The following is a 12931-nucleotide window of genomic DNA, read 5'->3' as shown; positions in this document are numbered from 1 at the left end:
AAGTCGCTTTCCGCAGTATATTTCCCTCTTCTGCGTCTTATGCTGCTTACTAGTCAGGCCAGCATTGCTACTTGCCCTGTTTCTGTTCTGTGAAACTGGCAACCTGTTGGCCCGGCACGCGTTTTTCTCTTAACAATCACTCCCTTGCGCGCTTGATTTCGAGCAGAGAGGGAAAAGAAAAGCAGCAGAATTATCACTCTGTTTCTGCTGCAAGGAGTTTGACTGATGTTGCCATCCCCCCTCCGTCGCACTGTCATGATGGGTCTTCTGTGTGGATTGGGGGCAAGCGTGGCAGGTCAGGCTTCTGCACAAACGCCAAAAACAACTCTGCACGGCAGCGTTGTTTACCGGGAACGTATGGCAATACCGCCAGCCACCGTAGAACTCCGGATTGTGGATCTGACAGGCCACCCCACACAGCCGAAAACGATTGCGCGTTCCAGCTTTGCAACCACGCGGCAGGTTCCCATCCCGTTCCAGATCACTCTTGACAGAAACCTTCTGAAATCTGGCCGCACATACGGATTGACGGGCACCATACAGGTTAATGGGCAGCCATGGTTCAAAACCCCTATGCCTGCCCCTATTAACCTGACATCGGACGCCGATATCGTGCTGACGGTGCGCCGACACGGGGGCAAGCAATTGGCCCCGAGCCTGACAGGGTCATGGCATCTGGAAAAACTGGGCGACACCGCCCTAAAGGATGGGACACCAAGCCCCACGCTGGAACTGCATGACGATGGCAGCGTGGCAGGCACAACAATCTGTAATCAGATTAACAGCACAATGACTGTAGCCGGGCAGACCATTCAGTTTGCGCCCGTTGCGACAACCCGGCGCGCCTGTCTGGATACGACAACAGCCCAACGCGAACGTGCTTTTCTTGTGGGGCTGGAAAATACCCGAAACTGGCAAATAGCGCCGACTGGCGATGTGCTGGTTCTTTCAGATGGTCAGAACCAGCCTTTGATGGTGTTTCACCGCCAATCGCATCTCCCCGTCAAATAGGGAGCGGGGTGGGGTAAATCAGTCCACCCCGACCATGACATCTGATGCCTTGATGACAGCCGTGGCAGGTTGCCCGACTTCCAGACCAAGATCAGCCACGGCTTCATTTGTAATAGACGCCATAACAACAGCGCCACCCGTCAGTTCGATGCTTACGTGGGACGTTGTTGCCCCTTTCTGAATAGCAAGAACCTTACCTTTAAGCTGATTACGCGCGCTCAATTTCATCAAAATTCTCCGTATCTAAAAACAGACGATACATATTGCACATCAACCGGTCACAGCGAATACCTATGGCTGCCACTGTGCCTCATCAGATTGAACGCAGCTTCCCGATAAAGAGGCTTACGTTTTCGGCTTTTCAGTTCGGTTTGCCACGGCTGGCTTGCTGATGCGTACGCATTTCCTGATGCAGATGCAGCCCGTGCATCAGCTTCTCCGCATCCTGTGGGGTCAACACCAGCCCGACCGGGCCGAAGGCTGGATGCTGAAAAGCCAGCACGGATCCTTCGGTCAGGGCTTCAGGCTGCAATGCCCAGCGGGTACGGGTAACGGGGTTAAAGCGGGCCCCTTCAATGGGGGGAACATCCTGATCGCCCACCATGGTTTCCCGCACACGGCCCAGCACCGCTATCAACTGCGTCACCTGTTCAAGGGTCAGAGGGATTTCAGCCTTGGCCTCTGTCTCATCCGCGGACAGAGTCATTTGGGCCAGTTTATGATCTTCAGACAGCGTAAGGTCTATTTTTGAAGACATTGATCCCACCTTCTTCCTTATGGCCAAAACTATACTCACTCTTGAAAGCAAGAGTGTATTTTCAGTTATCAGGCCATAATGGTAAATTGTGTCACATTGCGTGAGAGACAACCCGTTATTACAGAAACGGGCAGCCCCAATTATAGTGATTACTGCCGGCTTTACCAGTCTTCAGACCAGGCCGCCGCCCCACACCCACCAGCTAGGCTGGGCAGCTGCCAAGGCACCCGCTGCGTTCTGGGCCGCTAAGGAAGACGGGAACAAGGCAAAACACGTTGCGCCGGACCCGCTCATACGGGCAAGCAAACACTCCGGTTGGTCTGCAAGAGAAGTCAGCACTGTTCTGACAGGTGGGCACACCATACAGGCTGGGACTTCCAGACTGTTATCCAGCTTAACCAGATCGGCCACCATGCTTTGGGCATCTGACCAGCCAGCAGGAAGAACGGCACGTTCACGAAACGCCCCGTCCCGCTTGCGAAAAACATCCGGGGTTGAAACAGCCTGCCCGCAATTGACCAGAACCATTCCACACGCTGGCAACATTGGTGCCGCTGACAGGTGCTCGCCGATGCCTTCCATCCGTGCGGCCTGACTGGCCATGCAGACTGGAACATCCGCACCCAGTTTTTCAGCAATCTGAAGCAGTGTTTCTTCTGGCACATTGGCCTGCCATGCGCGTGACAGTAAGCGCAAGGCAGCAGCGGCATCGGCTGAACCACCGCCAATTCCTGATGCCACGGGCAGTTCTTTTTCAAGCACCAGCCGGCCACCCTGAATGTGGGCCGTTGGGGCACTGGCAGCACGCAGCGCAGCAGCGGCCTTCATCACCAGATTATCTGGCCCGGCGGCATCTGCCCCCAAAGTCGCACCAAAACGGCCTGCAAGCTCAAGATGCAGCGGTTCAGGGCCCGGTTCGTAGCGCAGGCGGTCCCCTGCTCCGGCAAACACGACCAGACTATCCAGCAGATGGTATCCGTCGGCCCGTTTGCCGGTAACGTGCAAATAAAGGTTGATCTTGGCGTGCGCCGCTTCAGTCAGAAGCCGGGTTGACGGGTCCAATGTGGCTGACATCACGGCGTATGCTTTCCTTCTGCCTTTTCACTCCCCTCCGCAGCCGGGGCATGAGGAGCCTGTTCTATCTGTTCTGCTTTTTTGTCACCCGCAGCCGCCGCCCGTGCAAGGGCAGCCCTGATCAGGGCTTCATCTGCCGGTTCCGGCTTCAGGCCCAAGGCCACATTCCATTGGTCAACAGCTTCCGTTTTACGGCCAGACCGCCAGTAAGCCTCACCCAGATGGTAATTCACTTCGGGGTCTTCTGGGGTTTGTTCTGCCGCGCCTTCAAGCAGGATCAGACCTTCACGCAGGTCTCCCTGCTCAACACGGACCCATCCCAGACTATCGCGTATTGCTGCATCCTGCGGGTCAAGGGCTACAGCACGACGGAGAAGTTTTTCGGCTTCTGGCAAATCTTCTTTCCGCTCTGCCATTGAATACCCAAGGAAATTAAGCAGCACGGGTTCATCTGGTGCCAGTGCTAATGCGGCTTTCAAATCTTCCTTGGCATGGGGCCAGTCGCCTGCCTCATGATAGGCAGCAGCCCGCAGAAACAGCAGGGACCAGTCGAGTTTTTTCTGCGCTTTGGCCAAAGTGATTGCTTTGGAATAGGCCGCAACCGCGCCTTTCCAATCCTTCTGGGCCGAAAGGGTATTACCCAGAGCCCGTGCGGGCAGTTCCAGATTAGGGGAATCCTGCACAAGTTGACTGAGTTTGCTGCGGGCTTCATCCAGATGCCCCGTGGCGCCATCGGCCAAGGCAAGACGGAACGCCGCGACAGGGGCAAGCGGATCTGTTTCCGGGATGCGCAGCAGGGTTTCACGCGCTGCGGTCTGATGGCCTTCATCATCCTGTATTTCGGCCAGCATCAGGCGGGCCTCTGCCAGATGCGGGTCCAACCCCAGCGCGAACCCCAACATCAGGCGGGACGCTTCATCAAACTGATGGTCATCAGGCACATGCCGATTATGCGGAGCCGCGTTGTTCTGTCGGGCCTGCTGGCGTGATTGTTGTCGCAACAGAAACGCCGTTAACACATAGGCGCGCGCAAGCCCCTGTTGCGGTGTGGCAACCGGAAAGTGACTGATGGAGGCCTGTAACTGTGTCCCGGCCAATGCCAGAACGGGGTCCGAATCAATCATGCCGCGCAGCAACGCACGGGCTTTGCTCTGCTGGCCTTGAGACCAGTACCATGCGGCGTATGACCGTGTAAGCAGCAGATCAAATCCCGGCATCAACCGGGCAGATTGCGCGAACAGATCACCCGCCAAAGCTGGTTTCTGGCCGACCTGCGCCACCATGGCAGCGTGCAGAGTATAAAACGGCACCAGTACAGACCCTTGAATCTGGGTCAGGGACAATATGGCGTCATCCACCTGCCCCTGTGCCTGATGGCACCAGGCCTGCAACATGGGCATGATCAAATGCGCCATGGGGTCAGCTTCGGCCTGTTTGTAAAAGCGCGATGCTGCTGCCCAGTCACCATGCATGGCGGCGTCATTGCCTAACACCAGTGAGGAAATAATGGTCTGGCCACCCGGCAACCTGGTATTGATACGGGCCAGAGGCACCGCTTCAGGATCACCGGCCAGAACGCTGCGCACAAAAGCCTGCTTCAGCAATTCCTGACTGGCTGGGTCTGCCGCCGCAGCCGCACGAAAGGCACGGGCGGCTTCCAGATCATCCCCGTTATGGGTAGCGACCACCGCTGTCAGAAATGCGCCCGAATCGACATGCCCCTCAGAATGGTTCTGTGGCCCAGTCTGCCTGGGGGCTGTCTGTGCTGTTTTTGGTCCATCCGCCGCCTGTGCCGAAAGGGCGGGTGTCAGGACAGATACAGAAAGCAGCAGGAAAACCGTAGGCAGAAGGCGACAAAACAGCATAATGACCCTATCAGGAGCGGCTGAGGCCCGAAGGCCCGCTGGGCGCACCCCGTTCCGGCAACGACTGGGGAGAACGACATGAACGATGGACACCTCTCTACCCTGCCACCAGCCAAGCGCCAAATTATCCCGCAAGCAGTATGGTTTATCTGATGGACGGCGCGCTGTCTCTTCTTCACCTTTATACTGAATGGGGCATTGATTGCGCAGTGGGCGACACCGCGCTTGACCACCGGCTCGCCCAGCTTGCCCCGATGTCATCCCCCACACCGCCGCCGTCCTTCCGACAGACAGCCGCCACGCCTGCCCGGAAATCAGTCGAACCACCGTCTGTGCAGACCGGCCCAGACATCCGGCGGCCAACACCAGCCCTCTCGCTTCCTACAGCCCCTCCGTCTCTGGCAGAAAGCATTGCGCTGGCTCAGTCTGTTTCCAACGCGGCCACGACCTCCGACTCCCTGCGGACGGCGATTGACCAGTTTGATGCATGCTCGCTGCGCACGACAGCCATGCACACTCTTTTTCCACAGGGACCGCACCGCGCCCCGCTCATGATTATTGGCGAAGCCCCGGACGCCGATGAAGATAGAAGCGGCGCTGTTTTCTCCGGTCTCTGTGGGGATTTACTAAACCAGATGCTGGCCCCGATCGGGCTTGCCCGTGCAGACCTGCTGCTGGCAACCGCCCTGCCGTGGCGTCCCCCAGGCGGACGCCCCCCCACGGACGCTGAATTGCGGATATGCCAACCCTTCCTGACCCGCGCTATCGCCCTGTTCGAACCGCAATATCTGTTGCTATGCGGACGCCTGCCCGCACGCCTTTTAATGAAACAGCACAAGGTGTTACCGCGCCGGAAGTGGGTGCCCATCCCCATAGCCGGACACCCTGCTGACGTGCCGGCCCTGATCATGCGGCACCCCCTGCAACTACGCACCAGCCCGACCGCCCGGAAGGACATCTGGCAGGACCTGCTACTTGTTGCACAAACGCTACAGGAAAATGCTGGAAACCAGATTGTGACAGCAGGAACATGATCCTGCCACAAACAATAATTGTGACGGAATACAGTAAGAATTTCCTTATGAAATACAGTAAGTTCTCGCACTATTTTGCAGCTATTCACGGCAGACTATCTACCGTTTCCTAAAGCGGACCATGCTGTGCTTTACAAATAGTAAACTTGCTTTTTGAAGCAGAACGCAATAGACCCCGCCAGCCATGCGAGCGATAGGTCAAATATCTCACAATATCGCAGCGAGGGCCTTTATGGCCGGAGCAGCCCTGTTGGCTAGTGCAACCGTCGTAACGACGCGCGCCCATGCCAAGCCGCCTGAACCAGGGCTGGACCCGCACAGCGAAGAGCTGGCGATGGTTCTACCCAGGCAGGCCTTCCCGGAAGGGGATGATATTGCGCTACCCAAGCCACTATCCTCCGAACTGGATACCCAGATTCGTGCTATTTTCCGGCTTCAACGTCAGGGAGCCTTTGCCGAGGCCATCAACAGCACAACCCGGCTGACAGACTCTACCCTGTTGGGAGACATCGAAGCTGACCGCTATCTGAACCCCGCCTATCATCCAGGTGCCACAGAACTGCGTGAATGGCTCAAGACGTTCCCATCCTATGCGGATGCCGCAGCAATCTGGGCACGACTGTCTGCCCTGCCCCAACGCGGAGGCCCGCTGCCTCCTGTTCCGGCAGGGGAGCGTCTGGCACCCGATCACGCGACTATCCCGGCCGACCCGTTGACGCATGACTTCACGCGTAACCCCTTGCTTGACCGCACCCTGCGGGAACGCACAGGCTGGGGACTGAAAGGCGTCCATAGTGCGCTGAAGCTGATTACAGCCACCCCCGGCATGACCCCTGCCTACGCTGCCCAGCTTCAGGCAGAGACGGCTCAAGCCATGTTGAACGCGGGGGAGACAGATTTCGCGCTTGATATTGCCCGCACCGGGGTTGAAAGCTCCAAAGGCAATAATGCGCTGGCAGGCTTTGTTGCCGGGCTGGCCCTGTGGCAGCAGGAACAATATGCACAGGCCGCACCGTTCTTTGAGCGGGGCTCCCACGCCCGCAACGCAACACCGGAAATGCGCGCAGCCTGCGCATTCTGGGCTGCCCGTGCCCATGAAAAGCAGGGCAGCGACCGAGCCCGCCATCTGTGGCTGCAACACGCTGAAGCCTTCCCCAGCACCTTCTACGGGCTGCTGGCGGAACGTATTCTGCACCCGGCCTCTGGCACCACCCATACCAAAGATCACACGCACAAGATCAATTTCGCACCGCTTGAAGCCTCTTCCCAGCCTTCAGTTCCGGTGCTGACAGAAATTGACATTGAAGCTGTTGGCGCAACTGACGTCGGCCGCCGGGTGTTTGCCCTGCTACAGGTGGGCGAACAGGAACGTGCAGAAAACACCATTCGCCGCGCATGGCCTGACCTGCGCGATGTGACGCTTGCCCGCTCTTTCCAGTTGGTAGCGGAAACCGCAGGTCTGCACGATCTGGCGGCCGAGATGTCAGACGCACTGGCAGCCCATGAAGCTCATGGCAAGGAACATGATGACCTGCCGCTGCCCCTGCTGAAACCTCGCCACGGTTTCACGATGGATCCGGCGCTGGTTTATGCCCTGACCCGTCTGGAATCCAATTTTGATCCGCAGGCTGTCTCTGGCGCAGGCGCACACGGGCTGATGCAGATCCGCCCGCTGACGGCTGATTTTGTGACCAGTGCATCGGCTACCAACCTGAATCATCGCTTTGAAAACGCCGCTACGGCCTTGCATGACCCCAGCCTGAATCTGGAAATCGGGCAGCGCTATGTGCAATATCTGGCTGATCTGACACGCCACACCACGCATCTTTCCGTGCGCGGTGGTGACATGATCCGCCTGCTGGCCAGCTATAATGCAGGCCCCTCTGCCCTTGCACGGTGGGAAAAGGCAGCCGCATCGTCCGATGATCCTCTACTGTTTATGGAACTGATCCCCAATATGGAAACGCGGGACTACGTTCATCGCGCCCTGTCTTATCTGTGGATCTACGCCTCTAAGCTGAAACTGCCTACGCCGTCACTCACCACGCTGGCTCATAATGAATGGCCGGATTTTGCGGATGAACAGGCACTGGCCCACACCATCACTACGCGCGTCCTGCATTAAGCAGGAGCATCAGACAGACGACGTTCAAACGCGGTTCAGGCCGCGTTTTTGCGTTTTATACGTCCAGACTTTAACGCAAAATGTAAACCCGTCGCGGCCCCGTATCAGGACCGCAGGGCCTGCACTTCGCGGATAAGGGTGTGGATGTAAGACAGTTTTTTCACCACACCGTCGGTCAGCACAAACGGGTAGAAATCAGGCAAGCCCATAGACCGATTCAGGCTGTTGACCGCGTAGGTCAGCGGTAACCAGGACTGGATAATATCTTCAAACGATGTGTCCGTGTACGGATTACCGCGCTTGTCGGGCCATGAGCTATGGCTGCCCGCAACACCGGGGCTAATGGTCACACCATAGGCCCATGCGGTTTCAAGCGTGGAAACAATGTGCAGATAGTGGGCCCATGTCTCGGCAAAATCTTCCCATGGGTGAGATGTAGCATAAAGGCTGACATGCTGCTCGCGCCAGCCCTCCGGTGCGGGTTTGCTGTAGTGTTTTTTCAGGGCTTCCTGATAATCCTGCCTGTCATCACCAAACACGGCGCGGCACGACTCCAAGCGTCCTGCGTCACGCACCAGCAGATTCCAGTAGTAATGCCCAATCTCGTGCCGGAAGTGCCCCAGAAGCGTGCGGTAATACTCTCCCATCTCAACCCGCATACGTTCACGCCGGTCGTCATCCGCCTCTTTCACGGCAATGGTGATGATACCGTTATTATGGCCCGTCAGCACATTTTCGGACCCATTTGGTGGGTCATCCAGAAAATCAAAAGCCAGACCGTTTTCGGGGTCTTCCTGCCGGGTTTTCATGGGCAGTTTCAGCCGTTGCAAGGTGTAGAACAACCTGTGCTTGGCCACTTCCAGCTTACGCCAGCGCTCCAGATTATCCGGGTTATCCAGATTGGGAATCGTGCGGTTGAACTGACACGCCACACAGAAAGCAGGTTTGTCTGTATGGGTGGCCGCGGTCAGCCAGTTACAGACACCGTGAGCATGATTGGCGCAGAACGCCAGTTCGGCCCGGCGCACCTGTTGCGCCAGTGGCCGCCATAAGCCGTTTGGCAACGGGTCTAGCGCTGTCAGGGCAAACATGCCGGGCAGATAGCCCAAAGTATGGTGACAGCGTTCACAGACAGTATTTTCAAAAAACACGATCTGTTGGCAGGACTGACAGGTAAAAATCCTCATACGTCAGCACTGTCTGCGCCAAGACTAAAAAGAGCAACAGAAAAACGGTGCGTCAGCAGTCCGCATTTATAAATAAACGCTGTGCTTGCATACTAACGTCAAACACGGCCTGACACTGGTCAAGCAGGCCTGACACCGGGGCAGCGTGCTCGGGCTGGGGTGTTGCCGCTAACGGCACGTGCCCCTGCGCTGTCAGGAGGCCCGATGTTGTGTCAAACCCAACCCATCCAGCACTGGGCAGAAATGTTTCAGCCCATGCATGCAGATCACACGTCAGCACTTCCTCACCCACAGCATTACGGGTGGCTTGCACAAGGTAACCTGAGACAAAACGGGCGGCAAAACCCAGATGCCGCAAAATGGCAATCAACAGCCACGCACTATCCCGGCACGAGCCTGTGCCCCGAGACAAGGTTTCTTCCGGGCTCCAGATACCGGGCTCTAACCGGACCTGATAGCCAATCTGCGCGGCAATGGCCCGGTTCAGCGCCACCAGCATTTCAAGCGTATCTGCCGGGGCCTTCTGCGCCCACTCTTGCACAAAGGCTCGTACGGTCGGGCCGAGTGCTGCGCTCTGCCAGTAGTCTGACAACTCTGCGGCATCAGGCATGGCCTGATAGAACGGCTGCCTAAATGGCACGTTAGCGGCATGGGCCATCTTCATGCTTTGTGTCACCCCACCCAGACTCTGCTGCATGCCCGCACAACCACTCGCGCTATTTCGGTCAGCAGGAGAAACCCACTGGGCAACATCAGGTGTCAGAACAAAATCAAACGGGTTGCGGGGCGCGAGGTCGGCCTCAAGCTGCACCGTGATATCAAAATGCGTCACGCGTTCAGCGAACACGACCTGTGCCACATCATTCCCGTACACATCGCGCTGCCACGTCTGCTGCGAATAGGGTGGGGCAATACGCAGCGCATAGGCACGCACTGGCGTTTTGGACGTAGCCACCGGGCGCAGTCTGATGGTTTGCGGGCCGAGAAACACCGGGCGGTCATACTGATACCGGGTGTGATGACTCAGCATGACGTGTGAACTCATGATTGTAGGCCTGAATACCCCTTATATGCCTTGCGGTGCGTTTTCTGTGCCTTGTTGTTCGGAACGACGCAACAATCAGAAAAAGATGAAGGACGTTACGGTAACAGGATTATCTGGTACAGCAACACCCCTTCCTATTCTGATTCGAAAAAATAACGAATAGTGGTTTTGACGCTTGGCAAAGCTGCGAATTCTTGCTCCGTTAGTAATCAATCGTAACGAACTGGCGTGCTGCCTGTGTGGGTCTTGTCCATACACGCCGTCTGCCAGAAACAGGATCGGGAGGCAGGGATGACTGGCTCGCTTACACATGCACCCGCTCAGGCAGACGGCATTTTTTCTGACTACATAGTTCCAGATTTCTTTTGCGAACTGTTAAACCGCAAAGACACGGCCCCGCCCAGCCTGAACCAGATTTACAATCGGCTGAAAGGCTATGATCTGGCGGAACTGCGCCATAGAGCCGCAGCGGTCGAAGCCCAGCTTTACCGTTTGGGCATCACCTTCACCGTTTATTCGGACAAGGAAGCGATTGACCGTATTCTGCCGTTTGATGTCATTCCCCGCGTGTTGACCGCACAGGAATGGGACCATGTGGAACGCGGTGTGCAGCAGCGCGTCAAGGCAATCAACCTTTTCCTGCACGATATCTATCATGACCGCGCCATTCTGCGTGACGGCATTATCCCTGCTGATCTGGTGTTGAATAATCCCAATTACTGTTCAGCCATGGTGGGGTTGGATGTGCCGGGTGGCGTGTATGTGCATATCAATGGCACAGACCTGATCCGTGACCAGAATGGCCGCTTTCTGGTGCTTGAAGACAATGCCCGCACACCCTCTGGTGTCTCTTACGTCATTGAAAACAGGCATATGATGCTGCGTCTGATGCCTGATCTGGCATCAGGCATGGCGCTGAGGTCAGTCGATGAATACGGCCTGCGCCTGCACCAGAGCCTGTGTGATGTTGCGCCAGAAGGCGTAACAGACCCGCAAGTGGTTCTGCTTTCACCGGGCATTTATAATTCAGCGTATTTTGAACACGTCTTTCTGGCGCGTGAGATGGGTGTGCCTCTGGTAGAGGGCAAAGATCTGGTTGTTGAAAACCACCGGGTTTACATGCGCACCGTTGCGGGGTTGCGGCCTGTCCACGCCATATACCGTCGCCTGAATGATGATTTTCTCGATCCACTGGTGTTCAACCCCGAAAGCATGCTGGGTGTGCCCGGACTGGTAGAATCCTATCGGCGTGGCAACGTCACCATTGCCAACGCGCTGGGCACGGGTGTTGCGGATGATAAAGCCGTCTATGCCTATATGCCGCGCATCATTCGCTACTATCTGGGTGAAGACCCTATTCTGGACAGCGTTGAAACCCATATCTGCGCAGAGCCTGAAGGGCTGGCCTATACCTTAGCAAACATGGACAAACTGGTTATCAAACCCGTTGGGGAATCCGGTGGCTACGGCCTGCTGATTGGCCCCCATGCCAGCAAGGCTGAACTGGAAGATTTCAGAAACCGCCTGCAAGAAAACCCGACAAACTATATCAGCCAGCCAGTCATCAACCTTTCTGTATCTCCCACGCTGTGTGAAAACGGGGTGGAAGCACGTCACGTTGATTTACGCCCCTTTGCCCTGACCGGAAAATCAACCTGGGTGCTGCCTGGCGGCCTGTCGCGCGTCGCCTTGCGCAAGGGCTCTCTGGTGGTCAATTCCTCTCAGGGTGGTGGGTCTAAAGATACATGGGTGCTGACATCATGACGCAGGAAACCTTTACTCTTTCTTCCATGCTGCCGGGGCTGAACAACCTTCTGTCCCGTTATGCGGAAAGCATGATGTGGCTGGCTCGCTATATGGAGCGGATTGAAAATCTGGCCCGCCTGATGGAGGTGACCGAGGCCTTTGTACGCGGGCCTGACGGTCAGACTGGGTGGGATTCCATCATCCAGTTGAATTCGGATGAAGCCACATTTTTCAGCCTGCATGACAGCGCCACGGAAGAAGACGTTATTGCCTTCTATGTGACGGAACGCGCCAACCCGAACTCCATCAAGGCCATGGCACATGCGGTGCGGGAAAATGCCCGCAACGTCCGGCCGCTGATTTCCACTGAAATGTGGATGCATCTGAACGTCTTCACGCGTTGGGTGCTTGACCTGGAATTGGCTGACATTCGGTTGAACAGCCTTTCGAGCATCTGCAACCGCCTGAAGCAGGATTGCCAGACCCATTTTGGCATTACGGAGGGCACGCTCTATCGCGATCAGGCGTGGCTGTTTTATCTGCTGGGCAAGCATCTGGAACGAAGCGACCAGATTACGCGGCTGATTGATATTCGCTACCACACTCTTCTACCCCAGGGCGAAAAGGTCGGGTCTGATATTGATATCAGCCAATGGGCGTCGGTTCTGCGGTCTGCGGCAGCCTATCATGCCTTCCGCCGCCTTCAACCCGTAACCACCACCCCCGCAAATGTGGTGGGTTTCCTGTTGAAGAATGAGGGCTTTCCCCGCTCTCTGGCCATCAACTTGAGCCAGCTTGATGCCACAGTAGCGGCTCTTTCCGGCCATAGAAGCATGCGACGTCAATGCGGCCCTATTCAGGAGCGCATTGCAGAACTTCGCGTCACGTTACTGGAACAGACCGCCGATGAAATGATTATCCGTGGCCTGCACGAATATATGACGTGGATTCAGACTCAATTATCGCTCATTCACTCTGAAATTGCGGAAGCCTTCTGGCCTGCGGCTCCGGCAGCGGTTCAACAGTCACAACTTCAGACACAGAGTTAACCAGCCACTTTGTGTGGTAATGAAAAACGGCAAACAGC

The 12931-nt window shown here is 56.5% G+C and carries 11 protein-coding genes; 5 read left to right on the top strand and 6 right to left on the bottom strand.

Annotated elements, in window-relative coordinates; all coding sequences use genetic code 11:
* The first annotated feature begins 225 nt into the window (after positions 1-225).
* A complete protein-coding gene (locus Abin_RS01415) occupies positions 226-1011 on the top strand; it encodes an META domain-containing protein (RefSeq protein ID WP_048844586.1) in 786 nt (261 codons plus the stop codon).
* Between the two features lie 18 nt (positions 1012-1029).
* Here the strand turns inward: Abin_RS01415 and Abin_RS01410 are convergent, their stop codons facing one another.
* The 4 genes from Abin_RS01410 to Abin_RS01395 all read right to left on the bottom strand — a co-directional run bounded on the left by Abin_RS01410 (position 1030) and on the right by Abin_RS01395 (position 4800).
* Positions 1030-1239 carry a TOBE domain-containing protein gene (locus tag Abin_RS01410; protein WP_048844585.1) on the bottom strand — a complete coding sequence of 70 codons (210 nt, stop codon included), beginning with the start codon at positions 1237-1239 and terminating at the stop codon, positions 1030-1032.
* Between the two features lie 133 nt (positions 1240-1372).
* Entirely contained in the window at positions 1373-1768 is a 396-nt protein-coding gene (locus tag Abin_RS01405) for a hypothetical protein (protein WP_048844584.1), read from the bottom strand.
* A 171-nt stretch (positions 1769-1939) separates the two neighbouring features.
* A complete protein-coding gene (locus Abin_RS01400; protein ID WP_048844583.1) occupies positions 1940-2842 on the bottom strand; it encodes a 4-(cytidine 5'-diphospho)-2-C-methyl-D-erythritol kinase in 903 nt (300 codons plus the stop codon).
* Positions 2842-4800 carry a tetratricopeptide repeat protein gene (locus Abin_RS01395; RefSeq protein ID WP_255319229.1) on the bottom strand — a complete coding sequence of 653 codons (1959 nt, stop codon included), beginning with the start codon at positions 4798-4800 and terminating at the stop codon, positions 2842-2844. The genes Abin_RS01400 and Abin_RS01395 overlap by 1 nt, the downstream gene beginning before the upstream one ends.
* A gap of 59 nt (positions 4801-4859) precedes the next feature.
* On the opposite strand from Abin_RS01395, the gene Abin_RS01390 reads away from it, so the two are divergent.
* Positions 4860-5741, top strand: a complete 882-nt coding sequence (locus tag Abin_RS01390) for a uracil-DNA glycosylase (RefSeq protein WP_255319228.1) — start codon at positions 4860-4862, stop codon at positions 5739-5741.
* A gap of 184 nt (positions 5742-5925) precedes the next feature.
* Complete coding sequence (locus Abin_RS01385; RefSeq protein WP_048844581.1) at positions 5926-7866, top strand: lytic transglycosylase domain-containing protein; 1941 nt, start codon at positions 5926-5928, stop codon at positions 7864-7866.
* A gap of 104 nt (positions 7867-7970) precedes the next feature.
* Here Abin_RS01385 and Abin_RS01380 read toward each other — a convergent pair whose 3' ends face one another.
* Together Abin_RS01380 and Abin_RS01375 are read right to left on the bottom strand one after the other, a co-directional pair.
* Positions 7971-9053, bottom strand: a complete 1083-nt coding sequence (locus tag Abin_RS01380) for a zinc-binding metallopeptidase family protein (RefSeq protein WP_048844580.1) — start codon at positions 9051-9053, stop codon at positions 7971-7973.
* Positions 9054-9105: 52 nt separating this feature from the next.
* Positions 9106-10098, bottom strand: coding sequence for a transglutaminase family protein (locus tag Abin_RS01375; RefSeq protein ID WP_048844579.1), 993 nt, complete (start codon positions 10096-10098; stop codon positions 9106-9108).
* Between the two features lie 291 nt (positions 10099-10389).
* Between Abin_RS01375 and Abin_RS01370 the strand changes: the two genes are divergently transcribed.
* On the top strand, positions 10390-11862 hold the full coding sequence (locus Abin_RS01370; protein WP_048844578.1) for a circularly permuted type 2 ATP-grasp protein: 1473 nt from the start codon (positions 10390-10392) through the stop codon (positions 11860-11862).
* Complete coding sequence (locus Abin_RS01365) at positions 11844-12893, top strand: alpha-E domain-containing protein (protein ID WP_174766805.1); 1050 nt, start codon at positions 11844-11846, stop codon at positions 12891-12893. Before Abin_RS01370 ends, Abin_RS01365 begins: the two co-directional genes overlap by 19 nt.
* The last annotated feature ends 38 nt before the right edge of the window (positions 12894-12931 follow it).

It is taken from the genome of Acetobacter indonesiensis, assembly GCF_000963945.1.
Lineage (GTDB): Bacteria > Pseudomonadota > Alphaproteobacteria > Acetobacterales > Acetobacteraceae > Acetobacter > Acetobacter indonesiensis.
Note: the sequence above shows the minus strand (reverse complement) of the source record. Positions and strands in the feature narration are given on the sequence as shown.

Excerpts from the sequence above, each read along its gene's own strand:
- Abin_RS01415 (WP_048844586.1), top strand. The coding sequence starts at position 226 with ATGTTGCCATCCCCCCTCCGTCGCACTGTCATGATGGGTCTTCTGTGT.
- Abin_RS01400 (WP_048844583.1), bottom strand. The coding sequence starts at position 2,842 with ATGTCAGCCACATTGGACCCGTCAACCCGGCTTCTGACTGAAGCGGCG.
- Abin_RS01385 (WP_048844581.1), top strand. The coding sequence starts at position 5,926 with ATGCGAGCGATAGGTCAAATATCTCACAATATCGCAGCGAGGGCCTTT.
- Abin_RS01410 (WP_048844585.1), bottom strand. The coding sequence starts at position 1,239 with ATGAAATTGAGCGCGCGTAATCAGCTTAAAGGTAAGGTTCTTGCTATT.
- Abin_RS01375 (WP_048844579.1), bottom strand. The coding sequence starts at position 10,098 with ATGAGTTCACACGTCATGCTGAGTCATCACACCCGGTATCAGTATGAC.
- Abin_RS01365 (WP_174766805.1), top strand. The coding sequence starts at position 11,844 with ATGGGTGCTGACATCATGACGCAGGAAACCTTTACTCTTTCTTCCATG.
- Abin_RS01390 (WP_255319228.1), top strand. The coding sequence starts at position 4,860 with ATGGACGGCGCGCTGTCTCTTCTTCACCTTTATACTGAATGGGGCATT.
- Abin_RS01370 (WP_048844578.1), top strand. The coding sequence starts at position 10,390 with ATGACTGGCTCGCTTACACATGCACCCGCTCAGGCAGACGGCATTTTT.
- Abin_RS01380 (WP_048844580.1), bottom strand. The coding sequence starts at position 9,053 with ATGAGGATTTTTACCTGTCAGTCCTGCCAACAGATCGTGTTTTTTGAA.
- Abin_RS01405 (WP_048844584.1), bottom strand. The coding sequence starts at position 1,768 with ATGTCTTCAAAAATAGACCTTACGCTGTCTGAAGATCATAAACTGGCC.